The following is a 23,532-nucleotide window of genomic DNA, read 5'->3' on the forward strand; positions in this document are numbered from 1 at the left end:
CTTTTCCAAGGCCAGCCCATCTTCACGTGCAAGGCGGGGCGGAAAATTGTCCGTCCGCGCCGGCCTTATATAGCGGCGGGTTGTGACAGACAATATCGTCCGTCCCCGTGGGAGTACCGCCCCCAAGGCCTTGCACAGGCAAAACTATCGGGGCGGCCCACTGCCTTAATATCCGACCGTAAAGCGCTGGCGGATATGAGCCGGGCGTTCGATCTCATCGGCGAGTGCAACTGCGAAATCCTCGAAGGAAATCGAGCTTTTGCCGTCGGCAGCGGTCAAAAGCTGGTCGGTCCCGATACGGAACTTGCCGGTTCGCTCACCGGCCACAAACAGGGCCGAGGGCGACAGGAAGGTCCAGCTGAGTTCCTTCTCGGCCCGGAGCAGGTCGAGGAAGGCCGCCCCCTTCTCGGCTTCCGCCTTGTATACCACGGGAAAGCCAGGGGTGGTGACCAGCCGGACACCGGGGGCCACTTCGAGGCTGCCGGCGCCGCCGACGACGAGGTAGCGGGCGACCTTCGAATCCTTGGCGGCCCCGATCAGCTTGACCGGATCGCTGTCAAGAAAATGAACCGAGCTGATCGCGGCATCGTGGCCGGCCAGCAGCCGGGCAAGGCCGGCCTGGTCCATCACGTCGCCTTTGGTCCGCGTGACGCTGGGCCCGCTTGCGATCTTGTCGGGATGGCGGGCGATGGCGGTCACGCCGTGGCCGCGGCGGGCGAGTTCGGCAGTGATGCGCGAACCGGCATTGCCGGACGCGCCGATGACGGCGATTTTCATGGAAGTCTCCCTTGCGATACGCGAATGTGGTATCCAATGGTGACTAGATAGCGAAGGGGATGTAAGTGTGAAGAGAGCACTTTTGGGTCACCTGATTACGCCGGAGTAACCGCCATGAAAGCCGCCAATTCGAAGATCCCGAACGCCTATTCGGCCGATTGCCCGACGCGCCAGATTCTCGACCGCGTCGGCGACAAATGGGCGGTGTTAATCCTGCTTCTCGTGCGCGACGAGCCGATGCGTTTCAACGCGTTACGGCGGACGATTGAAGGCATCTCGCAGAAGATGCTGAGCCAGGTTCTCAAATCGCTCGAACGCGACGGACTGATCCGGCGGCGCGCGATCGCGACTGTGCCGGTCACGGTGGAGTATTCGATCACGCCGCTCGGCGCGACGCTCGCCGGCGCCGTCGATCCGTTGCGGGAGTGGGCGGAGAATAACCTGAAGGAGGTGTTGAACGCGCAGCGCCGTTACGACGCGGCGCGCAAGGATATCGCGGCGTAAATCTTAGAACTGCCCGGCCTTTGCCAGTTCGACTTCAACCCGCAGCTCGATCTCGGACAATACCGCGTCGAGGCCGGGATCGCCGGAGGAGGATTTCAGATTGGCCGCGGCATCGCGCAGCCGGTTCACGGTGGAAGCATCGAGATTGCCGGAGAGAAGCCCGATCTTGAGTTCGTCGAGCACGTCGAGCGCGCCCCTGCCCCGCGCCACCGAACGCTTGCGGCGCTCGGTCGGGTCCTCGACGCCCTGCAGCGCGAGCAGCGCATCGATGTTGCCGGCGGCCTTGGGTGCTGCGGCCGAGCGCAACTCTTCGGGAGCAGCCGACGTCTCCGGCAGCGAGAAGCCGGTCGAACTGGTTCGCCGCGTGTGGGTCGCGGGCGATCCAAGCGTGGTGCCGTTCGGTCCGTAGATGCGCATCGTGGTGATCTCGCCGTGAGAGTAGAGAGACCTTCGCCTTCTTATGGTTAATGATGCGTAAATGGCCCGGCAAAATCTGCCGACGTGCGGCAGTTTCGCCCTTCATGGTGAAGTCGCCGCAGCACCATGCCTCCAGCGAACATCCAGAAATATCAAGGTATTGCATCAGAAACGCGACGTGGCACGGCGTTCGCATAGTTAATGCTGGATCGCCGTCATGGGAGTGGCGCAAGCGGTCCGGTGAAGACCTCGAGGGGAGCACAGGATGCCCGGCATCCGTTCGGCAAGACTGATTTGGATGGCCTGCGCCGCGCTGCTGGCGCTGGCGTTATCGCCCTCGCCCGCGGGTGCGACGTCGCGGATCAAGGATCTCGCCAACATCGAAGGCGTGCGGCAGAACCAGCTGATCGGCTATGGCCTCGTGGTCGGCCTCAACGGCACCGGCGACACGCTGAACAACATCCCCTTCACCAAGCAATCGCTGCAGGCGATGCTGGAGCGCATGGGCGTCAACATCCGCGGCGCCACCATCCGCACCGGCAACGTCGCCGCCGTCATGGTCACCGGCAATCTGCCGGCCTTCGGCACCCAGGGCACGCGGATGGACGTCACGGTATCCGCGCTCGGCGACGCCAAGAACCTGCAGGGCGGCACCCTGCTCGTCACCCCCCTGCTCGGCGCCGACGGCAACGTCTATGCGGTCGCCCAGGGCTCGCTCGCGATCTCCGGCTTCCAGGCCGAAGGCGAAGCCGCCAAGATCACCCGCGGCGTGCCGACCGTCGGCCGCATCGCCAACGGCGCCATCATCGAGCGCGAGATCGAATTCGCGCTCAATCGCCTGCCCAATGTCCGGCTGGCGCTGCGCAACGCCGATTTCACCACCGCCAAGCGTATAGCGGCAGCCGTCAACGATTTCCTCGGCGTCAAGACCGCCGAGCCGATCGATCCCTCCACGGTGCAGCTCGCGATCCCCGCCGAATTCAAGGGCAACGTCGTCGCCTTCCTGACCGAGATCGAGCAATTGCAGGTCGAACCGGATCTCGCCGCCAAGATCGTCATCGACGAACGTTCCGGCATCATCGTGATGGGCCGCGACGTCCGCGTCGCCACGGTGGCGGTGGCGCAAGGCAATCTCACCGTGACGATTTCCGAAAGCCCGCAAGTCAGCCAGCCCAATCCGCTATCGCGCGGCCGCACTGTGGTGACGCCGCGCACGGGGGTCAGCGTCAGCGAAGACGGCAAGAAATTTGCGGTCGTGAAAGACGGTGTCTCGCTGCAGCAGCTCGTCGACGGCCTCAACGGGCTTGGCATCGGCCCGCGCGACCTGATCGGCATCCTGCAGGCGATCAAGGCCGCCGGCGCGATCCAGGCCGACATCGAGGTGATGTGATGGACACGAGCCTTATCAATGGGATCGGCGCCTACACGAAGAAAAAGGCTTCGCTGATCAACGGCCGCAACGATCCGCAACTTGCCGACGCGCTGAAGAAGATTTCCCCTGAGGCGCAGAAGAAGACGCGCGCCAAGGCCCAGGAGTTCGAGGCGATGTTCCTCAACTCGATGTTTTCGCAGATGACCACCGGGGTCAAAGGCGAAGGGCCGTTCGGCGACACGACCGGCACCGGCGTCTGGCGCTCGATGCTGACGGACGAATATTCGAAATCCTTTGCCAAGTCCGGCGGCATCGGCATTTCCAACGATGTCTTCCGCTCCTTGATCCTGCAGCAAGCCAACCGCGCCGGCTGATCCAAAAGGAAAACCCGACATGAATCAGCGTCCTCAGGCCAGCCCCGCACGCTCACCGGCATCCGCACCAGCAAGAGCGATCTCCACGCCGCCGGAAGCGCGCAAGCTCGCGGAAGATCTGATGGACGTGATGACCGGCCTGCTCGGCATCATCGAGAAAGAAACCGAACTGGTTCGCGCCGGCAAAATCCCCGAAGCGATGCGGCTGGAAGAGCAGAAAGGCGAGTTGTCGGGCCGCTATATGGTGGCGGTCGAAAGCCTGAAGAACGCGCAAAAATATCTCACTCAGGTCTCGCCGGAATTGCTGACCACGCTGCGGCGCCATCACGACACCTTCCGCGCCATGCTGCAGGTCAACCTCACGGTCCTTGCGACGGCGCACGCGGTGTCCGAAGGCATCGTGCGCGGCGTCAACACCGAGATGCAACGCAAGAACATCCCGAATACCTATACGGCCTCGGGACAGCGCGCGACGCCCGGACCACGCAACATTACGCCGCTCACGGTCAGCCGCTCGCTGTGATCGTTCCGGTGCTTCTAAAAAATAGCAGCAATTTTAATTAAAAACTTCCGCGGATTTGAGCGCGAAATTCAGCGCATTCTCTAACATTGTATTGAGGGGTGTTGGGGCATAGTTGCGATTCGAGAGGGGTTGGGATTTGACTCGAAGCAAGCCAGGAGGCTGCCGTGAGTACAGATTTCAGCATCAAGCCGGTGGGGGCACCGGTTGCCGCGCCGATTGTGCAGCCCGTGAGCGAAGCGGTGCATAAGGCGGTGGCGACAGAACTGCCGGCGGCGCAAAGCGTCACGGCGGCAGATGCGAGCGCACGTGCGCGCGCGGACTCCGATGCGGTCAATGCTTCCAGGTCGCGTCAGGTGGTTTTCGATCGCGCAGCTGCCTCGATCGTCTACCAGGTCGTCGATACCAGGACCAGCGCGGTGGTGCAGCAGTTTCCCGATGAAGCGGTGCTGCGCCGTCGCGCCTATTTCCACGCCCTCGACCTGACCAAGGGCGCGCCGACGCGCGCTCTTGCCACCGATCGCAAGGCTTGACGCGCGAACCGTCAAGCCACGAACCGTCAAGCCTTGCCTGACAGGCCCGCGGCGAGGTTGCAATTAATGTCGATCAGCGACTTCAGTTTCGCCGGATCCGGATTCAGCTGCATGTCGACTGTCTGCTTCATCACGAACACGCCGAGATTGGCGATGTTCTGACGGATCTCCAGCGGTTGCGGGTTGTCGTTGGCCTCGACCGCGCTCATGAAGATCGACCACAGCCGGCGATTGAAGAGCAGCGCGTTGTGCATGTTCTTGTCGGGGCCCGCCCAGTTGGCCTGGACATCCAGAAGCTGTCTCGCAGCCTTCAGCAGCGCCTGCGCTTCGATTTCACGGGGAGATGCCGTTGCATGTGACGTGCGCGCGTAGGCCTGGGCTGCATTGGACATTCACGACCTCGATGGGAGCGGCTCGCAGGACCGCTGGGGGACTTCAAAACTGCCCAACTTTCATACAGTTCGTGCCTTTAAATGTGGTTAGCAACGGTTACCAAATGTGACGGAGTATCGGCATGTCGGAACCCTTGCTCGCCCTGCGCGGCAGCAAAAAACGGCGGGGTTTCCCCCGCCGCCCCAGTGATGTTGATCGCGCCGAAGCGAAGGCCGCAACAATCAAACCCGATCGACCGGCGCCGAGTTCAGGGCGGACTGCCCGGTGGCGGGATTGGTGACCACGGTCTTGATCGTGCCGTGGCCCTCCTTCGACAGCAAGAATTTAGAGTCGCCCATCTTGAAGGCGTTGTCCTTGATCAGGATGTCCTGGTATTTGATCGGACCGTTGCCGCTCTGATATCTCACCTTCCCGCGAAATCCCTGCACGTTGGACACCGAGAAGGAAAACTTCTCGCCCGTCGAATAGGTCCCCTTCCAGGTCCCTTCCCACTGCGTGGCATCGACAGGGACATACTTCGTATGCGACGGAGGCGTCGGGGGTTTGGACGTGTAGCCGGCTGCAAGAGTGCTGAAGATATCACCCATAGCTGAACCTTCCTGCTTGATGCCCGTTGCTGTTCAGGCGCGGCCGCCGAGGCCGGCCGCGAGATTACGGTTGATCTCGATCAGTGGCTTGATGTGCTCGACCTGCGGACTGACCTGCAGCGCCATGGTCTGGCTCAGAACGAAGATACCGAGGTTGGCGATGTTCTGCCGCACTGCCAACGGTTGCTGGTTTTCGTCGCGCAAGACGTCGCTGAGAAAGATGGCCCATAGCTTGCGGTTAAACATCAGCGCTTCGGAGATCTGCTCGCTCGTCGCGTTTTCATTGGTGACGATAGCCTGCAACTTGTTCGCCGCCTTCAGTAGGGCCTGGGCTTCGATATCACGGGGGGAAGAGGTGGTGTTTGCAATACGTGCGTAGGCATTGGCGGCAGCACTAGACATTCGTCACCTCAGCAACTCCTCTTCCAGTTTGATAAGCTTGCGGATTTCCTTTAACGAATTGTAGAGTTGGCCGCTTAAAATTAGCTTACTTGCGTCCTCGATCTGCGGCCTGAAGCTCGGCACCGCCTCCAGCAAATCCTTGACGAAGCCCATATAAAGCTCCTGGTACTTCGGGAGGTCCTTCTCCAGGTACATCTGCTGCACGCAGAGATAGACCCGTTTCACCGGGGAATTGGCTGTCTCCGCCGTCAGGATGTCCTTCTCGCGCAGGATCGGCGCTTCGCCATCGATCAAAAAGTGGGCTCGCGTCTCCGAATTGGTGATGACGCTTTCACCGATGATGATCCGCTCGAACGGCTTCAGTTCAACCTTCAGCGCCATCGCCTTATCCCTTGCAAACCGCCGCAGCGCGGCGCGCGTGTCCGGAAACAGTTACACGAATCACCATGAACAATACCCGAACATTCGAATGCAAAACTGCATCAAAAAAAAGGCTTTTGCTTCATCAACGGAGCAAGTTTCGGGCGTCGTCCGTCGGCTCCATCGCGGCTTCAAGGAAAAGCGGCGGGGCCCTGCCCCGCCGTTTTGATGGCTCGAAACGCTTCTCCGCTTACTGCAGGAGCTTGAGCACGCTCTGCTGCGACTGGTTGGCGAGCGCGAGCGCGGAGACCGCGATCGACTGGCGGGTCGACAGCGCCTGGCTGTTGGCCGCCTCCTCGTTGGAGTCGGCCAGGGTCAGGTTGGACGAACCCGTCTGCAGCACATTGATGATGTTCTTCGCGAAGTCCTGGCGAATCTGCACGATCGACAGGTTGGCGCCGAACGCCGAGGCCTGCGAGCGCAGCGTGCTGCTGGCGTTGTTGAGCGCCGTCAGCACCTTGCCGGTCAACACGTTGTCGATGAAATCGGTGCCGGCGGCGAGCGGTGCAAGGCCGAGGCCATTCGGGTCGAAGTTGACGCCTGCAATCGTCAACGTCGACTTGCCTGTTTCGTTGAAGATCAGCTTCAGCGAGTTGCCGTCCAGGAGGTTGATGCCGTTGAACGACGCGTCCTGCGCCGTGGTCTTGAGCTGCTGGATGACCTGGTTGTACTGGCTGACCAGCGTGGCACGCGCGGTTTGCGACACCGCGTCTGGAACCGCCGCAACGATCGCACCGCCGACGCCGCCACCGAACGCGTTGGCGCTGATGTTGATTGCGTCCAGCGCCGTCGGCGCAGTCGGACCCGCGGTGCTGGTGATCACCTGGCCAGCACCGTCGTTGGTGGACGTGAATGTCAGGTTATCGGCGCCTGTGATCGAGGCCGACAGGTTGACGCCTGCCACTGCCAGCGCCGTGTTGAGCTGGTCGAGGGTTTTGACGGTCGCCGCCTTGGTCGTGGGATTGAAGGCTGAGGCAGCCGTGCCGATCGTGATTGTCGCAGCGAGGCCCGCGGAATTGGTGAACGTGTAAACACCACCGTTGAGCGCGCTGGTCGTGAGGTCGGCGGCAGTCGCCGGACCTGCCGGAGCGGCCCCGGTGCCCGTACCGATGTACTGAATGTTGGATTTGGTGCTGTAGCCCGTGGGCTGTTGCAGCGCCTGGTTGGCGATCGACTTGGCGGTATCGACCAGCTTCTGCAGCGAGGTGATGCCGGTGTTGGCGGCCTGCAGCACCTGCACGCCGTTGCCGATGCTGTCGAGCAGGTTGCTGATATCGCCGGCGCGGGCATCGAGGCCGGCCGCGGTGAAGTAATTGGTCGGGTTGTCCAGCGCGCTGTTGACCTTCTTGCCGGTGGCGAGGCGGGTCTGCGTGGTCGCGAGCAGATCGGCGGTGCCTTGCAGCGAGAGCAGGTTCTGGCGGACTGCCGCCGTCAGGACGATATCGGACATATTCAACGCCTTCCTCAAGTGTGCGTCGCCAGCGCCTTCTCCCGCGCCGACGGGCTACATGACTTCACCTGAGAACGTTATGAACAAAAGCCTTTAAAATGTGGTTAACCCCACCTTAGCAAGCATGGTTAAAATACTCTGATAGGCCGTTCGCGCCCGTTTCAGGCGCTGTTTTCGAGCGATCTGCTCCTCTTGCCGCGACGGCGGCTGCCGGACCCCGGACGCAAAAAAAACGGCGGGGCCGAAGCCCCGCCGCCGTGATGGATCGAATGCGTCGCTGAAATCAGCGCAGGAGCTGGAGAACGCTCTGGTTCGACTGGTTGGCGAGCGCGAGCGCGGAGACCGCGATCGACTGGCGGGTCGACAGCGCCTGGCTGTTGGCCGCTTCCTCGTTGGAATCGGCCAGGGTCAGGTTGGACGACCCGGTCTGCAGCACGTTGATCAGGTTCTTCGAGAAGTCCTGACGGATCTGCACGATCGAGAGGTTGGCACCGAAGGCCGAGGCCTGCGAGCGCAGCGTGACGCTGGCGGTGTTGAGCGCCGTCAGAACAGAGTTGGTCGCGGCGTTATCGATGAAATCAGTGCCGTTGACGAGCGACTTCAGTCCGAGACCGTTGGGATTGAAGGTCACGCCTGCGATCGTCGAGGTCGACTTGCCGGTTTCGTTGAACACCAGCTTCAGCGTGTCGCCGTTGAGCAGGTTGACGCCGTTGAAGGACGCGTCCTGCGCAGTGGTGGTGATCTGCTGGATGATCTGGTTGTACTGGGCAACGAGACTGGAACGGGCGGTCTGCGACACCGCGTCGACGATGGGGCTGCCAACGAGAGTGCCAGTGGTCGCCTGACCAACCGCAACAGAGATTTCGAGCGTACCGGCCGCAATCGATGCCGGTGCCGTGGGGGTCGCGGTCTGGGTGATCTTCTGGCTCGCTCCGTCGTTGGTCGACGTGAACGTGATCTCATGGGCCGCGGTGAGCGAAGCCGTCACATTGGCGCCAGCCGCCGACAAAGCCTGGTTGAGGTCATCCAGCGATTTGACCGTCGCCGTCTTGGCGGTGGAATTGTAGGCGACAGCCGTGGCACCGACGGTGATCGTCGCGGCGACACCCGATTTTGTCGCGAACGTGAAGACCGCACCACCGAGCGTGCCGGCGTTGATGTCCGCGGCCGTGGTTGTGCCCGCGCCGGCACCCGCGCCGACGAAAGCCGCGCTGGCCTTGGTGCTGTAGCCCGAGGGCTGCTGCAGCGCCTGGTTGGCGATCGACTTTGCGGTATCGACCAGCTTTGACAGCGAGGTGATGCCGGTGTTGGCGGCCTGCAGCACCTGCACGCCGTTGCCGATGCTATCGAGCAGGTTGCCGATGTCGCTGGCGCGGGCGTCGAGGCCGGAGGCGGTGAAGAAGTTGGTCGGGTTGTCGAGCGCGCTGTTGACCTTCTTGCCGGTGGCGAGGCGGGTCTGCGTGGTCGAGAGCAGGCTCGCGGTGTCCTGCAGCGAGAGCAGGTTCTGGCGAACCGACGACGAGAGCGTGATGTTGGAGAGAGACATGAACACAACCTTTCTGGTGTACGCAACAGCTCAGCCTTCTTGGCCGAACCCGGGGGGCACCCTGAAAGCAAATGATCAATGAAAAATGAACCAAACCAGCAGATATCGTGCCACCCGCGCCAGTTCCAAAATCATGGTTAAAAAAGGATGTACGGAATGGGAGAGAGCTCAACGCGGTTCGGCGGTTTCGCCGCGGCCGGTGCTAAGAAAGCATAAACACCGCGCAAACCAGCTTCCGAGGTCCTGCTCGTCGCACATCATTAAAAAAAACGGCGGGGCCGAAGCCCCGCCGCCGTGATGGATCGAGTAGTTCGCCGAAATCAGCGCAGGAGCTGGAGAACGCTCTGGTTCGACTGGTTGGCGAGCGCGAGCGCGGAGACCGCGATCGACTGGCGGGTCGACAGCGCCTGGCTGTTGGCCGCTTCCTCGTTGGAATCGGCCAGGGTCAGGTTGGACGACCCGGTCTGCAGCACGTTGATCAGGTTCTTCGAGAAGTCCTGACGGATCTGCACGATCGAGAGGTTGGCACCGAAGGCCGAGGCCTGCGAGCGCAGCGTGGTGCTGGCGGTGTTGAGCGCCGTCAGAACAGAGTTGGTCGCGGCGTTATCGATGAAATCGGTGCCGTTGGTGAGCGACTTCAGTCCGAGACCGTTGGGATTGAAGGTCACGCCTGCGATCGTCGAGGTCGACTTGCCGGTTTCGTTGAACACCAGCTTCAGCGTGTCGCCGTTGAGCAGGTTGACGCCGTTGAAGGACGCGTCCTGCGCAGTGGTGGTGATCTGCTGGATGATCTGGTTGTACTGGGCAACGAGACTGGAGCGGGCGGTCTGCGACACCGAGTCGGCGATGGGGCTGCCAACGAGAGTGCCAGTGGTCGCCTGACCAACCGCAACAGAGATTTCGAGCGTACCGGCCGCAATCGATGCCGGTGCCGTGGGGGTCGCGGTTTGGGTGATCTTCTGGCTCGCTCCGTCGTTGGTCGACGTGAACGTGATCTCATGGGTCGCGGTGATCGAAGCCGTCACATTGGCGCCAGCCGCCGACAAAGCCTGGTTGAGGTCATCCAGCGATTTGACCGTCGCCGTCTTGGCGGTGGAATTGTAGGCGACAGCCGTGGCACCGACGGTGATCGTCGCGGCGACACCCGATTTTGTCGCGAACGTGAAGACCGCACCACCGAGCGTGCCGGCGTTGATGTCCGCGGCTGTGGTTGTGCCCGCGCCGGCACCCGCGCCGACGAAAGCCGCGCTGGCCTTGGTGCTGTAGCCCGTGGTGGTCTGCAGCGCCTGGTTGGCGATCGACTTTGCGGTATCGACCAGCTTTGACAGCGAGGTGATGCCGGTGTTGGCGGCCTGCAGCACCTGCACGCCGTTGCCGATGCTATCGAGCAGGTTGCCGATGTCGCTGGCGCGGGCGTCGAGGCCGGAGGCGGTGAAGAAGTTGGTCGGGTTGTCGAGCGCGCTGTTGACCTTCTTGCCGGTGGCGAGGCGGGTCTGCGTGGTCGAGAGCAGGTTCGCGGTGTCCTGCAGCGAGAGCAGGTTCTGGCGAACCGACGACGAGAGCGTGATGTTGGAGAGAGACATGAACACAACCTTTCTGGTGTACGCAACAGTCCGGCCTTCTTGGCCGAACCCGGGGGTCACCCTAGAAAGCAAATGATCAACGAGAAATAAATTGGGACCGGCAGAAACGGTGCTACCGCGCCGGTCTCAAAATCATGGGTAAAAAAGGCTGAAGATGGTGGGAGAGATCAAATCGACTTGGCGGGCGAGCTGCCGGCCAGGTATTAAGCGAACGTGAATCCTGCCCGTCGTTCCTGCGAACGCAGGAACCCATACGCCGCAGCCATCGTCGTCGGAAAAGACAAGTCAACGACCAGCGCGCAAAACAATTGCTGCCGGTGGCTATGGGTCCCTCCGTTCGCAGGGACGACGCTGAGAGTTTGCTGGATTGCCGGTCACCGCCCGGTGATGACGGGCGAACGCTCTTTCACCGTCGTTCCTGCGAACGCAGGATCCCATACGCCGCAGCCATCGTCGTCGGAAAAGACAAGTTGACGACCAGCGCGCAAAACAATTGCTGCCGGTGGCTATGGGTCCCTGCGTTCGCAGGGACGACGCTGAGAGTTTGCTGGATTGCCGGTCACCGCCCGGTGATGACGGGCGAGCGGTCTCTCACCCGTCGTTCCTGCGAACGCAGGAACCCATACGCCGCAGCCATCATTGTCGGAAAAGACAAGTTAATGACCAGCGCGCAAAACAATTGCTGCCGGTGGCTATGGGTCCCTGCGTTCGCAGGGACGACGCTGAGAGTTTGCTGGATTGCCGGTCACCGCCCGGTGATGACGGGCGAGCGGTCTCTCACCCGTCGTTCCTGCGAACGCAGGAACCCATACGCCGCAGCCATCATTGTCGGAAAAGACAAGTTAATGACCAGCGCGCAAAACAATTGCTGCCGGTGGCTATGGGTCCCTGCGTTCGCAGGGACGACGCTGAGAGTTTGTACGAATTTAAACCGCGCAGCGCGCCCTAGATGTATTTCAGCAGCGTGGTCTGATACAGCATCGCCGTCGTCTGGTACGACGCGTTGAGGCTGTTCTGCACGGCGAGGAGTTTCGCCGTGACCTCCGCGTCGGTAACGCCTTCGATCGATTGCAGCATGGTCTCCGCGGTGTTCCTGGTCTGGGTCTGGCGATCGCCTGCCGACTTCATCGCCGCCTGCGCGCCGGCGAAATCCGCCGCGATATCCTGCACGCTCTGCTGGCCGGTCTGCGTCAGAAGTTTTGTCGCCACCCGCTGGTAGAGCGCGCCGATCTGTGCGCTGGCGTTCGGGTCGCCGGTCGTGGTGGTCATGGCGGCCATGGCGGCAATGGTCTGCAATTGCGCCGTCAGCGCCTGCTCGTTGGCGCGGGCGCCATATTGCACGGTGATGCCGCCGTCGACGCGTGCCACCGCGGTGCCGCGCGCGGGGTCGGTGCCGGTTTCACCAGTATACCAGGAGAGCGTATTCGCAGCCGTGCCGGGCACCTGCGTCGTCGCGGTGGCGAACGGCGGACCGCCGACGCGCGGCACCGGGCTGCCGCTGAAGAATTCGCTGGACGCCTTCAGCGCGGACGCTGCGACCAGGGCGCCGTTGGCGAGGCTGCCGACGGCGGTGGTCAACGCGGCGTTGATGTTGGCGGCGGTCGCGGTCGAGTTGGCGCCGATCAGGAACTGCCCGGCCTGCGGCGGCGTCGTGGTGGTCGCGGTCAACTGCACGTTTTCCGAGGTGCCGTCCGGTAGATTGAACGCCAGCGTGATGGTGTCGCCGGTGTTCAGGTTGGTCGCGCCGACATCGAACGACCCGGTGGCCGGCGAGCCGGTCGGCCCGGTGATCGCGACGCTTGCGGCCGACGAGGTGATCGAGGCGAGCTTCAGGCCAAACGGACCTGTATCCTCGGTCAATGAAATCGACGTCGCCGTCGGCGTTGCCTGTGTCAGCCGGCCGGTGCCGGAGCCGACATCGGCCTGCTTGCGTTCCGCGATCAGCTGCTTCAGCCCCGCCTGCGCGCCGACGCCGTTGAGAACGTCGTCGGTCGCCGCCGTCGCCGGCGTGTCGGTGGCGCGTCCGGAAAACAGATAGCGATCGCCCGACTGGCTGTTCAGCAGGCTCAGCATCTCGTCGAGCGAACTGCGCGCCGTGCCCTGGGCAATGGTCTGGCCGTTGCTGGTGATCTGCGTCGAGGACGTCACCGCCGCGCCCTGCACCGTGGTTCCGATCGCGATAATCCGCGTCAGTGCCGCGTTGGCGACGTTGATGCGCGTGGTGACGTTGGTCATCGTATCTGCGAACGCGTCGATGCTGCTGATCTGCGCGCGCAGCGCGACGGCAAAGCCGCGGTTGACGCCCATGCCGGCATAGGTGTTCGATTTCTTGCCGGTGGCAAGCTGGGTCTGCAGACTGTCGAACTGGCTTTGCAAGTCCAGGATTCGCGATGCCAGAATCGATGTCTTGGTGCCTACACCGCTAACCGTCATGATGACCTACTCCAAAACCGTCGCGCCAAACGCATAACGCTAGACCTGCATCAACGCGTCGAACATCTGCTTGACGGTCGACATCACCCGCGCGTTCGCCGCATATGCATTCTGCAGCGACAGCAAATGCGCCATCTCTTCGTCGATGTTGACGCCGGACTCGCTGTTGAACTTCTCCTGCAGCGTGCTCAGCACCACGTCCTGACCGTCAGCGATCTGCTTGGCGGTGTCCGCCGCCTGGCCCTGGGCGCTGGCGATCTGCTGCGAAAAATTCGACAGCGTCGCCTGGAACGGTAACGTCGAAGTACCGAAGCCGGTCGACGGCGAATACAGCGACTTGCCGGCGGTGAGCTGCTGGTAAAGGAAATCCGGTCGCGTGGTGTCGCCGGACGGCGTCGTCGCGTTGTACTGCACCAGCTTCGCCGGATCACCGACGATCTGGCTGTTCACCCGGATGCGCGCCGCGAGCCCCACCGACTGCTGGCCTGCCGCGGTGATCGCGCCGGTATAAAGGCTGTTGCCGTCGGTAAACAACGGCACCTCGCCGCTGCCGCCCAGCAGCGACGATGTGGTCGACGTCACGGAGGCGGCATTCACGGTCGCGGTTCCGAAGCCGTTGTCGAGCACCCGCAGCGTCGAGCCGGTGTTGGAGAACTGCAGGCCGGCTGAGCCGAGCGCCGCGTTGAGCTGGCTTGTCACCGAAGCCATGCCGGCGGAGAAATCGATACCGATCACCTGATCGTTGGGATCGGTGGTGGCGTTGTTGGACAAGGGCAGCACCGACGGATCGTTGACCCGCACCAGCGACAGCTGATGCTGGACGTTGCTGGTATCCGTATAGGTGAGATGGATTACATTGCCGTTCTGCAGGCCGGACAGATCGAGATCGAAGCCGTTCAACGCCCCCGAACTCACCGCAGTTCCCGCCGTGGTCTTGTCGGACAGCAGGCTCGACATGTTGGCGGCAAACTGGTCAAGCTGGGTTTGCGCCTGCACCAGCGTTTTGTCGCGCAGCTCGAGATAGCCGGCGATGGTGCCGGAGCGGATCGAATTGGTCTGAATCAGGTTGAGCGAACCACCGTTCGGGAAGTGGAGCGTGAGGGTGCCGAGGTTGCTCTTGGTCGGATCGGCGTCCCACTGGGTGTTCGGTGTCACCGTGCCTTGCGGATTGAACGACAGCGTCGAGGCCTCGGCACCGACCAGTTGCACGCCGGAATTGGTAAAGACCTGGATCTGATTGTTGCCGTTGTCGATGACGCGAATGTCCATCAGTTGCGACAACTGATCGACATACTGGTCGCGCTGGTCCCTCAGGGCTGCGGCCGCAGCATCGGTGGTGTCGCCGCTGGCAAGCTGGGCGTTGAGATTGACGATCTGCTGCATCGCCGTATTGGCGGTGTTGACCGCCGAATTGAGCCCGGATTCCGCCTGGCTGCGCAGCGACTGGATGCCGCCCGACATGCTGTTGAGCTGCTGCGACAGCGACTGCGCGGCATTGAGCACGCCGATCCGTGCCGACTGGCTGTCCGAGCTGGTCGATAGCCCCTGCACCGCGGTGACCAGTTTGTTGAACGCGGTTTCCAGCGTTCCGGTGCCGCCGGGAGTGCCATAGATCGACTGCAGGCTACTCAGAATCGAGGAGCGCAGGTCGGCGTACGACGCGCCGGACTGCTCGGTGCGGATCTGCTGCTGCAGATACAGGTCGAGTTCGCGATTGACGCCGGTGACGCTGACGCCGGCGCCGATCGAACCGGAGGACGTCTGGATCTGGTTGACGGTCTTGCGGATGTAGCCCGGCGTGTCGGAATTGGCGACGTTCGACGACGTCAGCGACAGTGCGAGCTGGTTGGCGCGCAATCCCGACATGGCAATTGAGAGGGCTTGACTGAGACTCATGACAAACTGCTCGTTTCAATTCCCTGCCGGATCATACCGTCCATGTGCGCGACCTATCGCAGCACGTTCAGCAGATCCTGAACCATCGAGTTGGATGTGGTGATCACCTTCGTGTTGGCCGAATAGGCCTGCTGGGTGACGATCAGCTTGGTGAACTCGTCGGCGATGTCGGTGTTGGAGTTTTCCAGCGACGAGCCGACGATCGTCCCGCCGCTGCCGTACAGCGCCTGGCCGGACTGGTCCGTCGCCTCGAACGCGCCGCCGTCGATGCGTTTGAGGAAATTGGTGCCGTTGAAGGTTGCGACCGAGATCTGCGCAAGGTCGATGTTGCGGCCGTTGGAATAGTTGCCGACCACCCGGCCGTTCTGGCCGATCGACACGGTCTGCAGCGATCCGGCCGGAAAGCCGTCCTGCTGGATCTGGTTGACCTTCACGTTGCCGTTGGCATCGGCGAACTGGGTCACGCCGCCGGCGCCGAAGTTGATCGAGATATTGCCGAGCGGCACGCCGCCGATGGTCGGCGCCGTCAGGGTGATGCCGGCGATCGCCGGCGTCATCTGGCCGTTCGGCGAGAAGGTGAAGTCGGTATTGACGTTCTGCCAGGCGAGGTCGGTGCCGGTGGCGCTGGAGTTGACCTGGTAGAACATGTTCCAGGTATCGGTGTGGCCGGCGCCGAGCGACGAACTGTCGACCTTGGCCCAGCGCAGTTGCAGGCTGACCGGCGAGCCGGAGATGTCGTAGGCCGTCACCGCTCCGCCGCTGACGGATTCGTTGATGAAGGCCTGGAGATCGCTGCCGAGCACCCGTCCGGTGCCGGCAGTGCCGCCGCCGGTGCGCGGCACGTTCACGGGCGCGGTCAGGCCGAGGGCCCCAAATGCCGTGTTATTGGTGGTAGTGATCGCGAGGTTGGCGGCAATGCCGCTATGCAGCGTGATCGCACCGCTGCCGTTGATCGTGGACGGCGTTGGCGGAACCGTCGATGACGCACCGGTGATGCCGTCGATGGTCGAGAGCAGGTTGCCGACGGTGGCTGTCGCGAGATCGAGATAAAGATTCGGCGGCGCGCCTGCGCTGCCGCCGGCAGCCGAGTCGTAGAACTGGATGGTTGTTCCGTTCACGGTGATGGTATTGCCGGCGGCGAAGTTCGTGGTGAGCGAATTCGTATTGGTGCCTCCGGCCAACAGCGTTGATGTCGTGATGGGTGTCGGCGTCGTCAGCTTGTTGTTCCTGGCGGCGCCCGCGATCGTTGCGTCGCCATAAGGCGTGGCAGGCGTGCCGAGCGTGCGCGGATTGCCGGACGCGAAATCCGCCGGCTGCAGCAGTTCCGACCCCGGAATCGAATTGTCGTGCCTGGTGGTCAGCGGATAGCTCGCCAGGTTGGCGCGATAGCTCACCACCGATGTCGGCACCGCCGGCAGGAAGTCGTTGGCGAATTTCAGCACCTGCGGCACGCTGCCGGTCATGTTGCCGGTCGCCGGATCGATCGGAACGCCTTCGACATAATAGCCCGCGCCGTTGACCAGGTAGCCGTTCTTGTCGAGCGCAAAGTCGCCGCGGCGGGTGTAATTGTCGACGCCCGAAAATATCGGCTGGTTGTCGCTGAAGCTGCCGGGCTTCTGCACCACGAAGAAGCCGTTGCCGTTGATCGCCATGTAGGTGGAGACCGACGCGGCCTGCACGTCGCCCTGCACGGTGTTGGTCTCACGCGATGCGGTGGTGACGCTGCCGGCGAGCTGATTGTTGACGCCGGTGTCCGGGATCAGATCGAGGAAGCTGGTGTCGATCCGCTTGAAGGCGGTGGTCTGCGAGTTGGCGATGTTGCCGGAGATGTTTTCCAGCGCATAGGACTGCGCGCGCAGGCCCGCAACCGAGGTCGTAAGAGCGCCGAAGATACCCATGACATTTTCTCCTAATTCGATCCGGGCGGCTCGCCGGTGTCAAAAGAACCCAGGCCGCGTCGGGAGAAGATGTCGCAAGCGTTGTGCCAAACTACAAAATCATTACAAACCAATGCCTTAACAAAAAAGCCCCGGTCCAAAGACCGGGGCACATTTGCCGGGCGGGCAACAATTGCCGGGCAGCGCTCGTTACGAAGCCGAAGGGCCGGCCGGGTGAAACACCAGCCCAAACCCGTCGATGCAATAGCGCAAACCGGTCGGTTTCGGTCCGTCGTCGAAGACGTGACCCATGTGTCCGCCGCAGCGGCGGCAGTGGACTTCCGTGCGCGTCATCCCGAACGTCGTGTCCTTGGTTTCGCCAAGGGCATTGTCGAGCGGCTTCCAGAAGCTTGGCCAGCCGGTGCCGCTATCGTATTTGGTGTCCGAGGAGAACAGCGGCAGATCACAACCGGCGCAGGCAAAGATGCCCTTGCGTTTTTCCTTCAGGAGCGGGCTCGAACCCGGCCGCTCGGTGCCGTGCTTGCGCAGGATTTCATACTGCTGCGGCGTGAGCTGTGCGCGCCATTCGGCGTCGGTCTTTTCCACCTCGAATTTCTCGGCGGCTTGCGCCGGCGTGGTGCGCAGCCAGCGGAAAGCGGCGAAGCCAAACAGGCCGGCCAGGGATGCGAGCAGGATACGGCGTTCGATCATGGAAATCTCCGTGCGAGGCGGGCGTAACGGTTCGCCATCAAGTACGGCGCACAGGCGCCGACGTTACACGGAACCGTCCCGGATTTTCTCACTTTCCTGCGAGGAAGCCGCTGATATCCCGCCGTCCTGCGCTGCTAGCGGTCGCGGAGGCTGGGGACGCACCGGGCGCGGCGCAGCCGGCGGACCGCGCGGCGGCCTGGTTCCGGCCTGCCGGTTGGCCTCCGCCAATCGCGCCTCGCGCGCGCGTTCCCGGGCGCGGGCGCCTTCGCGGTAACGGGCCAGCGCGCCCGCCGCGGCGGAATGGCCCCGCCCCCACAGGCCGATCAGATGGCCGGCGGCGCGGCCGGTGGCGCCGCCCGCCCAGACCAGCTCGAACGGCGAGAACAGTTTCCAGCGTTCCTCGCCCCACAGGATGCTGCGCGCGATGACCTGCCCCGCCATCGCCGAGGTATTCAGCCCATGGCGGCCGAAGCCGCTGGCGACCCACAGCCCTTTGCGCAGCTGGCCGATCTGCGGCATGCCGTGCACGGTCACCCCGACCGCGCCGCCGAACACGTCTGATATTGCGACCTTGCCGAGCCCTGGAAAGATAGTGGCAATGCGGCGCTGAATAACGGGTCCAAAGCGGCGCGGCCGCGCCTCCCAGGTGGTTTCCGGGCTCGCCCACATCAGCCGGTCGCCGTCGACGATGCGGAAATGATCGATGCCGTCACTGTCGGCCACCGACCCCTTGAAGGCGATCACCTCGCCCAACCGCTCGCCGAGCGGCTCCGTGACCGCGGCATAGCGCCAGACCGGCAGCAGCGTCTCCGACAGGCGGCGCAATGGGGCGCCGAGATGAACGTTGCCGGCCAGCACGATGTGCGATGCGCGCAGCCGCGCCGACGGCGTCACGATGCGTTTGCGAATCCCTGACGAATCGATGCTGACGACCGGCGTGTCCTCGAAGATGCGCGCGCCCGCCCGCCTCGCCTGCGCGGCAAGGCCGTGGATGTATTTGCGGCCGTCGACCTGGAATGCGCGCGGATAGTAGACGCCGTGGAAATAGCGTGCGGTCCCGAGCTGATCGCGGACGCGATCGACCTGCCATCCCTCGACCTCGGTCTCGAAATCCTCGCTCAGCGTCTGGAGCCGGCTGATCAGCGTTTCGCCGGCGTCGACGGTGGAGACCTCCAGCGCGCCCTCGGTCAGTGCAATTCCCGGCATCGCCTCCTCGGTGGCGGCGGCACGAACGTACTCGGCACCCTCCTTCGACATCGCCCACAGCTCGCGCGCGTCATCGAGGCCGACGCGCTCGATCAGGTCGCCGATCGGAAGGCTGTAGCCCGGCATGACCGTGCCGAGCTGATGGCCGGACGCGTTCCAGCCGACATGCCGGCCTTCGAGCACGGCCACGCTGGCCCCGAGGCGCGCGGCCTCCAGCGCCGCCGTGAGGCCGGCAAGTCCGGCTCCGACCACGCAAATGTCAACATCCAGGTCGAATGACAGACGCGAGCGAAAACGCGCGTCGTCCTCGGGGCCGTTGGTCGCACTTGTGAAAGTCTCGGGCATGGCGTTTCTTACGGACCGCTGCTGCGCTTGTCACCTTGTCGCGGACATGAGCTTGTAGATTAGTCCAGACTAAGACCGAATCGAGATCGCGATCATGCGCCGTTTGATGCTGCTGCGTCACGCCAAGACCGAACACGACGCGCCTTCGGGCCATGACCAGGACCGCCGTCTCGACGAGCGCGGCCGGCTGGATGCCGCCGCCATCGGAACCTGGATCGGCCGGCATCCGCCGCTCCCCGACGCCGTCCTGGTTTCGACCGCGGTGCGGGCGCGGCAGACTTGGGAGATCGCGCGCGATGCGATGAAGGATGCAGTGCGGGAACGGCTTCCGCAGCCACAGGTCGAACTGCTCGACGAACTCTACGGCGCCGAGCCGGCGCAGCTGCTGCGGATCATCCGCATGGCCGAGGTCACCGATCCCGCGTGCTTGATGCTGATCGGCCACAATCCCGGCATGCATGAGCTGGCGCTGATGCTCGCCGGCAGCGGCGACGCGGAGGCGAAGAAATCACTCGAACATAATCTGCCAACCGCTGGCCTTGCCATCCTGGATTTTGCGGTCGGCGACTGGAGCGAAGTGGCGTTCCGCCGCGGCAAACTCGTGCGCTTCACCAGCCCGAAATTGCTGAAGCAGGCGCTGGACGATTGAGGCAGGCGGACATCCCTGCGCCGCCATGCTAAGCTGTTCACGACACGGTTTTCGAGCGAATTAAGAACAAGTTCGCGTAAAAGAAAACACGTCAAAACAAATGGCTGGAGCCTGATCCTGATAAGTCAGGACCGAACGGGCGCAAGGCAGGAGGCGCAGATGTTCAAGTCGATTCTCGTGCCGATCGACCTGGCCGATACTGATCTGGCCAAGCCCGCAATCGCGACCGCCGCGACGCTGTCGCAGACCTGGAACGGCACGGTGCGCCTGCTCAACGTATTGCCGATGACGCCGGTGATGCTGGCGGAATATGTGCCGGCCGATTTCGATGCCCAGCAGCGCGCCACCTCGGAAGAAGCGCTCGCCATCGTGGCGAAGGAATCCGGCATCCCGGCGTCGCGCATTTCTACCGCAGTGCGGCAGGGCGGCATCTATCACGAGATCCTCGAAGAGGCCGCGGCGATCAAGGCCGACCTGATCGTGATGACCTCGCACCGGCCGGCGATGCGGACCTATTTCCTGGGCTCCAACGCCGGTCACGTCGTGCGCTATGCGAGGTGCTCGGTGCTGGTGGTGCGGCACTAGGCTGCCAGCGCAGGGGCCCGGACAAAAAATCGCAAAACAACCCCATGCAAAGTAGAACGGGCCTGCTCTAATTTCCGATCGTGGCGATCCTGGCCAGACCCGAACCGACGTCTCTCACTGCGGCGTCGAACGCGACCAGGGCAAACCCGAATGCCAGGGCGAAGGCGGCTATCAGGGTTACGATGAAGACGCGCGCCATCGTGCCACGCAGCCCGATGAGCCGGTCATGCATGGTTTTTGGGGTCCATCGACAGGATGTCCGGCGCCTGATGGTGAGAAAGAGGATGAACGAAGTCATGCAAGGGTGCGGTGACCGCGAAAAAATTGACGGGCAATTACCCTGACCGCCCCTTCCCATGCAGGACCAGCGCAAGGAGCGACGTCAGCGCCAGCACCGTTCCAAGTCCGATGGCGGGGTCACTGGCCAGGACCGCCGCGAGCGATGCGCCGCACGCCGCCCCGGCCATTTGCGAGAAGCCAAACAAGGCTGCGGCGGCGCCCGCCTTGTCGCCGAATGGCGATAGCGCGGCCGCACTCGACAGCGGGCTCACGATTCCCAAACCGAACAGGAAGATTGAAGCGGTGACGAGAAATGGCAGTAGCGAGTTCCTCGCGACCATGACCGCGAGAAGCAGCGCGACACCTCCGACAACGGCCGATCCCAGGCCAATCAGGGTCGCATGATGGAGACCGAACCGCGCCGACAGTCTTGGCGCCAGCATCGCTGCTCCAAACACCACGAAAACAACGCCTGCAAACAGCAAACCGAGCGTGACGGGCGACAAGCCGAAGCCTTCGAGAAGGACACGTGGCGCGCCTGAGAAAACCGCGAACAAGCCGGCCATCAGGAAACTTGCGGTCCTGGCAGGTGCAACGAACCGCGCGTCTCGAATCAGACCCAGATAGGAACTGGTAACACTGCGCTGATGCGGGGAACTGTCAGAAGCAACCTTGGTTTCGCCGACGAATGTCACATACGCCGCCCCGGCGCAGATGGCGAAAACGGCGACAAAGACAAACTCTGAGCGCCAACCGAAAAGATGATCAAGCGCACTGCCGACGAGCGGCGAGAACCCCGGAGCGGCTGCGGTTGCGATCGTGATCGACGCCATTACCTTTGCCAGCGCCTGGCCGTCGAACAGGTCCCGGGCGATGGCGCGCGAGAGAACGGCCATGGTACATGCGCCGGAAGCTTGTATCGACCGGCCAATCAGCAAGCCCAACAGATCGCCCGCGAATGTGCACCATATCGTTCCGAGCACGAAGATACAGAGCCCGATCAGGATGGGCATTTGCCGCCCCAACCGGTCCGACACCGGGCCGACAATCAATTGTCCCACTGCAAAAATCGCCAGAAAAACCGTGATGGTCGACGTGACCGCCGCGCTGGATACGCGCAGGTCGGCCGCGATCGCCGGCAGCGAGGGTAGAAAGATATTCGTTGCCAGGATTCCTGTGGCGGCGAACGCGCAAATTACCACTCTGCAGGCTATGGCCGTTCGCTGCCTGGGTTTTGTGGCGGGCGCCCTGCTCAGAACGACTTCAATGCTCATGGCTTGCGTGTCCCGTGCTTGCTGGCCAAAACGCAGGAACATCGGATGTCGATCGCCTGCACTGCCACGGCTCTTCCGGCCGGACGCCTGTCATCCTGAACAATTGTCTTTTGGGTGTCGTCCTACGAACAGTGGAGGAGGCGTTGGCTCGTCAGCGTGCGGCGTTGGCTCAAGAGGCTGCGTAGCGTGACGAGCCCGATCGCGCTCAGTCAGCTAGCGGTGTCGCATACCCTGCCACGAGCTTGACGAGATCGGCCTGACGCGCGGTACCTGTCTTTTCGAACAGGCGGCTGACGTGGGTTCTGATCGTCGTGTCGGCAACACCGAATGCAGTGGCGACTTCCGGAATGCCGCCAACCTCGACGATCGCGAGCAACACGCGAAGCTCGGTCGGCGTCAGCCTAAAGGTACTGCCGATGGCTTCAGGCGCGGAAGACACTGCCAAGGCCGCCCTGCGAACGAACAAGGCCGCCGCGGCCGTATAGACAACACCGGCGCGGCGGCGCGCTCCCGACGTCAGCGGCAGCGCGTGAGCGACGTAGCGCTCGCCGTCCTTTCCGATCAGAGGGACAGCTATCCCCTTGATGCCGAGAGCCGCGTCGCCCTGCCCTGCGGCCGCAAAGACCTCTCGCAACGCCCGGTCGACTTGCGCGTCGCTGGCGACCAGCCGACCGCCCGCCGAACTCAAAATATCGCTCGTGCCAAGAATCGCATTGCCGGCGGCATTGGCGTGAATCAAACGTCCGGCCGCATCGACGAGATACATGCCCGCACCAAGCCCGTCGAACGTATCGACGAAAGTCGCGACTTCCGCGGCCTTGAACTCGAACATTCTGCCGATCAGCACGGCGCGCCTGATATGCGGAGCGATCAGCCTCATTTGCCGACGTGCCTGGTCATCGACCATGCCGTTTCGCTTGTGGCGGAACACTCCGAAGATGGCTGAGCTGATCACCGTCCTGTCGAGGACCGCGCTCAGGAAATCAACCAGGCCCTGAGGCGCGGCCCATTGTCGATAAAAGTCGGTCTGAGCATAGTCTGCGAAAGACATCAGGTCGGTGGTGGCAATCGGCACTTCGAGGTCGCCGAGAAAGTGCCCTTCTGCGGCCGAATAGATCTGTCGAAAGAGGGCAACGGGCAACGGCCGCTGGAAGCCAATGCTGTGCGGTATCGCGGCGTGCGGCACTCCGACGTCCTTGCAGAAAAGTCCGGCGCCGGAGCCGCCGACAAAAAGGGCGACCCTTTCGAGGGTGCGCTGCCAAAGCGATGGATCGATGGCGGTATCGTATAGGATGCCAATCAGGTCGCTGAGCAGTTGCTGATTGCCGAAAGCGCCTTCGGAGAGCGATCGCAGATCTGACACTGTATTCATCCCGAAACGGTTCCCGGCGCATGCGCT

Annotated in this window: 24 protein-coding genes; 7 read left to right on the forward strand and 17 right to left on the reverse strand. The window is 62.9% G+C overall.

From position 1 onward, the window contains the following. Positions 1 to 165 precede the first annotated feature (165 nt). Entirely contained in the window at positions 166 to 777 is a 612-nt protein-coding gene (locus tag C7G61_RS06075; RefSeq protein WP_108513181.1) for an NAD(P)-dependent oxidoreductase, read from the reverse strand. 114 nt (positions 778 to 891) lie between these two features. Between C7G61_RS06075 and C7G61_RS06080 the strand changes: the two genes are divergently transcribed. Beyond that, complete coding sequence (locus C7G61_RS06080; protein WP_108513182.1) at positions 892 to 1,281, forward strand: winged helix-turn-helix transcriptional regulator; 390 nt, start codon at positions 892 to 894, stop codon at positions 1,279 to 1,281. 3 nt (positions 1,282 to 1,284) lie between these two features. On the opposite strand, the gene C7G61_RS06085 is transcribed toward C7G61_RS06080, so the two are convergent. Beyond that, positions 1,285 to 1,698, reverse strand: a complete 414-nt coding sequence (locus C7G61_RS06085; RefSeq protein ID WP_108513183.1) for a flagellar assembly protein FliX — start codon at positions 1,696 to 1,698, stop codon at positions 1,285 to 1,287. 265 nt (positions 1,699 to 1,963) lie between these two features. On the opposite strand from C7G61_RS06085, the gene C7G61_RS06090 reads away from it, so the two are divergent. The 4 genes from C7G61_RS06090 to C7G61_RS06105 all read left to right on the forward strand — a co-directional run bounded on the left by C7G61_RS06090 (position 1,964) and on the right by C7G61_RS06105 (position 4,497). Beyond that, entirely contained in the window at positions 1,964 to 3,088 is a 1,125-nt protein-coding gene (locus C7G61_RS06090) for a flagellar basal body P-ring protein FlgI (RefSeq protein ID WP_108513184.1), read from the forward strand. Beyond that, positions 3,088 to 3,444 (forward strand): flagellar assembly peptidoglycan hydrolase FlgJ, encoded by a 357-nt coding sequence (gene flgJ, locus C7G61_RS06095; protein WP_108513185.1) that lies wholly within the window; start codon positions 3,088 to 3,090, stop codon positions 3,442 to 3,444. Before C7G61_RS06090 ends, flgJ begins: the two co-directional genes overlap by 1 nt. Positions 3,445 to 3,463: 19 nt before the next feature. Beyond that, a complete protein-coding gene (locus C7G61_RS06100) occupies positions 3,464 to 3,967 on the forward strand; it encodes a hypothetical protein (protein ID WP_108513186.1) in 504 nt (167 codons plus the stop codon). A gap of 164 nt (positions 3,968 to 4,131) precedes the next feature. Further along, the gene (locus tag C7G61_RS06105; RefSeq protein ID WP_108513187.1) at positions 4,132 to 4,497 is read left to right on the forward strand and encodes a hypothetical protein; all 366 of its coding nucleotides are present in this window, start codon (positions 4,132 to 4,134) and stop codon (positions 4,495 to 4,497) included. A gap of 26 nt (positions 4,498 to 4,523) precedes the next feature. On the opposite strand, the gene flaF (C7G61_RS06110) is transcribed toward C7G61_RS06105, so the two are convergent. The 12 genes from flaF (C7G61_RS06110) to C7G61_RS06165 all read right to left on the reverse strand — a co-directional run bounded on the left by flaF (C7G61_RS06110) (position 4,524) and on the right by C7G61_RS06165 (position 19,346). After that, positions 4,524 to 4,889 (reverse strand): flagellar biosynthesis regulator FlaF, encoded by a 366-nt coding sequence (gene flaF, locus C7G61_RS06110; RefSeq protein WP_108513188.1) that lies wholly within the window; start codon positions 4,887 to 4,889, stop codon positions 4,524 to 4,526. Between the two features lie 222 nt (positions 4,890 to 5,111). Then, the gene (locus C7G61_RS06115; protein WP_108513189.1) at positions 5,112 to 5,477 is read right to left on the reverse strand and encodes a hypothetical protein; all 366 of its coding nucleotides are present in this window, start codon (positions 5,475 to 5,477) and stop codon (positions 5,112 to 5,114) included. Positions 5,478 to 5,510: 33 nt separating this feature from the next. Beyond that, complete coding sequence (flaF, locus tag C7G61_RS06120) at positions 5,511 to 5,879, reverse strand: flagellar biosynthesis regulator FlaF (RefSeq protein WP_108513190.1); 369 nt, start codon at positions 5,877 to 5,879, stop codon at positions 5,511 to 5,513. A 3-nt stretch (positions 5,880 to 5,882) separates the two neighbouring features. After that, positions 5,883 to 6,260: a flagellar biosynthesis repressor FlbT gene (flbT, locus tag C7G61_RS06125; RefSeq protein WP_108513191.1), complete on the reverse strand. Its 378-nt coding sequence runs from the start codon at positions 6,258 to 6,260 to the stop codon at positions 5,883 to 5,885. Positions 6,261 to 6,489: 229 nt separating this feature from the next. Beyond that, entirely contained in the window at positions 6,490 to 7,749 is a 1,260-nt protein-coding gene (locus tag C7G61_RS06130; RefSeq protein ID WP_108513192.1) for a flagellin N-terminal helical domain-containing protein, read from the reverse strand. A gap of 283 nt (positions 7,750 to 8,032) precedes the next feature. Next, positions 8,033 to 9,295, reverse strand: a complete 1,263-nt coding sequence (locus tag C7G61_RS06135) for a flagellin N-terminal helical domain-containing protein (RefSeq protein WP_108513193.1) — start codon at positions 9,293 to 9,295, stop codon at positions 8,033 to 8,035. Between the two features lie 320 nt (positions 9,296 to 9,615). Further along, a complete protein-coding gene (locus C7G61_RS06140; protein WP_108513194.1) occupies positions 9,616 to 10,878 on the reverse strand; it encodes a flagellin N-terminal helical domain-containing protein in 1,263 nt (420 codons plus the stop codon). A gap of 945 nt (positions 10,879 to 11,823) precedes the next feature. Then, entirely contained in the window at positions 11,824 to 13,311 is a 1,488-nt protein-coding gene (locus C7G61_RS06145; RefSeq protein ID WP_108513195.1) for a flagellin N-terminal helical domain-containing protein, read from the reverse strand. Positions 13,312 to 13,350: 39 nt separating this feature from the next. Continuing rightward, on the reverse strand, positions 13,351 to 15,207 hold the full coding sequence (flgK, locus tag C7G61_RS06150; RefSeq protein WP_108513196.1) for a flagellar hook-associated protein FlgK: 1,857 nt from the start codon (positions 15,205 to 15,207) through the stop codon (positions 13,351 to 13,353). A 53-nt stretch (positions 15,208 to 15,260) separates the two neighbouring features. Continuing rightward, the gene (locus C7G61_RS06155; RefSeq protein WP_108513197.1) at positions 15,261 to 17,105 is read right to left on the reverse strand and encodes a flagellar hook-basal body complex protein; all 1,845 of its coding nucleotides are present in this window, start codon (positions 17,103 to 17,105) and stop codon (positions 15,261 to 15,263) included. Positions 17,106 to 17,294: 189 nt separating this feature from the next. Continuing rightward, positions 17,295 to 17,795 (reverse strand): peptide-methionine (R)-S-oxide reductase MsrB, encoded by a 501-nt coding sequence (msrB, locus tag C7G61_RS06160; RefSeq protein WP_108513198.1) that lies wholly within the window; start codon positions 17,793 to 17,795, stop codon positions 17,295 to 17,297. Positions 17,796 to 17,858: 63 nt separating this feature from the next. Continuing rightward, entirely contained in the window at positions 17,859 to 19,346 is a 1,488-nt protein-coding gene (locus C7G61_RS06165; RefSeq protein WP_108513199.1) for an NAD(P)/FAD-dependent oxidoreductase, read from the reverse strand. A 94-nt stretch (positions 19,347 to 19,440) separates the two neighbouring features. On the opposite strand from C7G61_RS06165, the gene C7G61_RS06170 reads away from it, so the two are divergent. Both C7G61_RS06170 and C7G61_RS06175 read left to right on the forward strand, forming a co-directional pair. Further along, positions 19,441 to 19,995, forward strand: a complete 555-nt coding sequence (locus tag C7G61_RS06170; RefSeq protein WP_108513200.1) for a SixA phosphatase family protein — start codon at positions 19,441 to 19,443, stop codon at positions 19,993 to 19,995. 159 nt (positions 19,996 to 20,154) lie between these two features. Then, entirely contained in the window at positions 20,155 to 20,580 is a 426-nt protein-coding gene (locus C7G61_RS06175) for a universal stress protein (RefSeq protein WP_108513201.1), read from the forward strand. A gap of 67 nt (positions 20,581 to 20,647) precedes the next feature. Here the strand turns inward: C7G61_RS06175 and C7G61_RS44500 are convergent, their stop codons facing one another. The 3 genes from C7G61_RS44500 to C7G61_RS45855 form a co-directional block, all read right to left on the reverse strand. Then, a complete protein-coding gene (locus tag C7G61_RS44500; RefSeq protein WP_190241685.1) occupies positions 20,648 to 20,812 on the reverse strand; it encodes a hypothetical protein in 165 nt (54 codons plus the stop codon). 103 nt (positions 20,813 to 20,915) lie between these two features. After that, the gene (locus C7G61_RS06180) at positions 20,916 to 22,175 is read right to left on the reverse strand and encodes a multidrug effflux MFS transporter (protein WP_244608143.1); all 1,260 of its coding nucleotides are present in this window, start codon (positions 22,173 to 22,175) and stop codon (positions 20,916 to 20,918) included. Positions 22,176 to 22,338: 163 nt separating this feature from the next. Continuing rightward, positions 22,339 to 23,505 carry a helix-turn-helix transcriptional regulator gene (locus C7G61_RS45855; RefSeq protein ID WP_244608144.1) on the reverse strand — a complete coding sequence of 389 codons (1,167 nt, stop codon included), beginning with the start codon at positions 23,503 to 23,505 and terminating at the stop codon, positions 22,339 to 22,341. Positions 23,506 to 23,532 lie beyond the last annotated feature (27 nt).

This window comes from Bradyrhizobium algeriense (assembly GCF_003062295.1).
GTDB classification, from domain to species: domain Bacteria; phylum Pseudomonadota; class Alphaproteobacteria; order Rhizobiales; family Xanthobacteraceae; genus Bradyrhizobium; species Bradyrhizobium algeriense.

Coding starts and splice junctions, on each gene's coding strand:
- C7G61_RS06180 (WP_244608143.1), bottom strand. CDS start 22,175: ATGTTCCTGCGTTTTGGCCAGCAAGCACGGGACACGCAAGCCATGAGC.
- C7G61_RS06080 (WP_108513182.1), top strand. CDS start 892: ATGAAAGCCGCCAATTCGAAGATCCCGAACGCCTATTCGGCCGATTGC.
- C7G61_RS06175 (WP_108513201.1), top strand. CDS start 20,155: ATGTTCAAGTCGATTCTCGTGCCGATCGACCTGGCCGATACTGATCTG.
- flgJ (WP_108513185.1), top strand. CDS start 3,088: ATGGACACGAGCCTTATCAATGGGATCGGCGCCTACACGAAGAAAAAG.
- C7G61_RS44500 (WP_190241685.1), bottom strand. CDS start 20,812: ATGCATGACCGGCTCATCGGGCTGCGTGGCACGATGGCGCGCGTCTTC.
- flbT (WP_108513191.1), bottom strand. CDS start 6,260: ATGGCGCTGAAGGTTGAACTGAAGCCGTTCGAGCGGATCATCATCGGT.
- C7G61_RS45855 (WP_244608144.1), bottom strand. CDS start 23,505: ATGAATACAGTGTCAGATCTGCGATCGCTCTCCGAAGGCGCTTTCGGC.
- C7G61_RS06155 (WP_108513197.1), bottom strand. CDS start 17,105: ATGGGTATCTTCGGCGCTCTTACGACCTCGGTTGCGGGCCTGCGCGCG.
- C7G61_RS06100 (WP_108513186.1), top strand. CDS start 3,464: ATGAATCAGCGTCCTCAGGCCAGCCCCGCACGCTCACCGGCATCCGCA.
- C7G61_RS06130 (WP_108513192.1), bottom strand. CDS start 7,749: ATGTCCGATATCGTCCTGACGGCGGCAGTCCGCCAGAACCTGCTCTCG.
- C7G61_RS06075 (WP_108513181.1), bottom strand. CDS start 777: ATGAAAATCGCCGTCATCGGCGCGTCCGGCAATGCCGGTTCGCGCATC.
- flaF (WP_108513188.1), bottom strand. CDS start 4,889: ATGTCCAATGCAGCCCAGGCCTACGCGCGCACGTCACATGCAACGGCA.
- C7G61_RS06165 (WP_108513199.1), bottom strand. CDS start 19,346: ATGCCCGAGACTTTCACAAGTGCGACCAACGGCCCCGAGGACGACGCG.
- C7G61_RS06140 (WP_108513194.1), bottom strand. CDS start 10,878: ATGTCTCTCTCCAACATCACGCTCTCGTCGTCGGTTCGCCAGAACCTG.
- C7G61_RS06090 (WP_108513184.1), top strand. CDS start 1,964: ATGCCCGGCATCCGTTCGGCAAGACTGATTTGGATGGCCTGCGCCGCG.
- C7G61_RS06145 (WP_108513195.1), bottom strand. CDS start 13,311: ATGACGGTTAGCGGTGTAGGCACCAAGACATCGATTCTGGCATCGCGA.
- C7G61_RS06135 (WP_108513193.1), bottom strand. CDS start 9,295: ATGTCTCTCTCCAACATCACGCTCTCGTCGTCGGTTCGCCAGAACCTG.
- C7G61_RS06170 (WP_108513200.1), top strand. CDS start 19,441: ATGCGCCGTTTGATGCTGCTGCGTCACGCCAAGACCGAACACGACGCG.
- C7G61_RS06085 (WP_108513183.1), bottom strand. CDS start 1,698: ATGCGCATCTACGGACCGAACGGCACCACGCTTGGATCGCCCGCGACC.
- flgK (WP_108513196.1), bottom strand. CDS start 15,207: ATGAGTCTCAGTCAAGCCCTCTCAATTGCCATGTCGGGATTGCGCGCC.
- flaF (WP_108513190.1), bottom strand. CDS start 5,879: ATGTCTAGTGCTGCCGCCAATGCCTACGCACGTATTGCAAACACCACC.
- C7G61_RS06115 (WP_108513189.1), bottom strand. CDS start 5,477: ATGGGTGATATCTTCAGCACTCTTGCAGCCGGCTACACGTCCAAACCC.
- msrB (WP_108513198.1), bottom strand. CDS start 17,795: ATGATCGAACGCCGTATCCTGCTCGCATCCCTGGCCGGCCTGTTTGGC.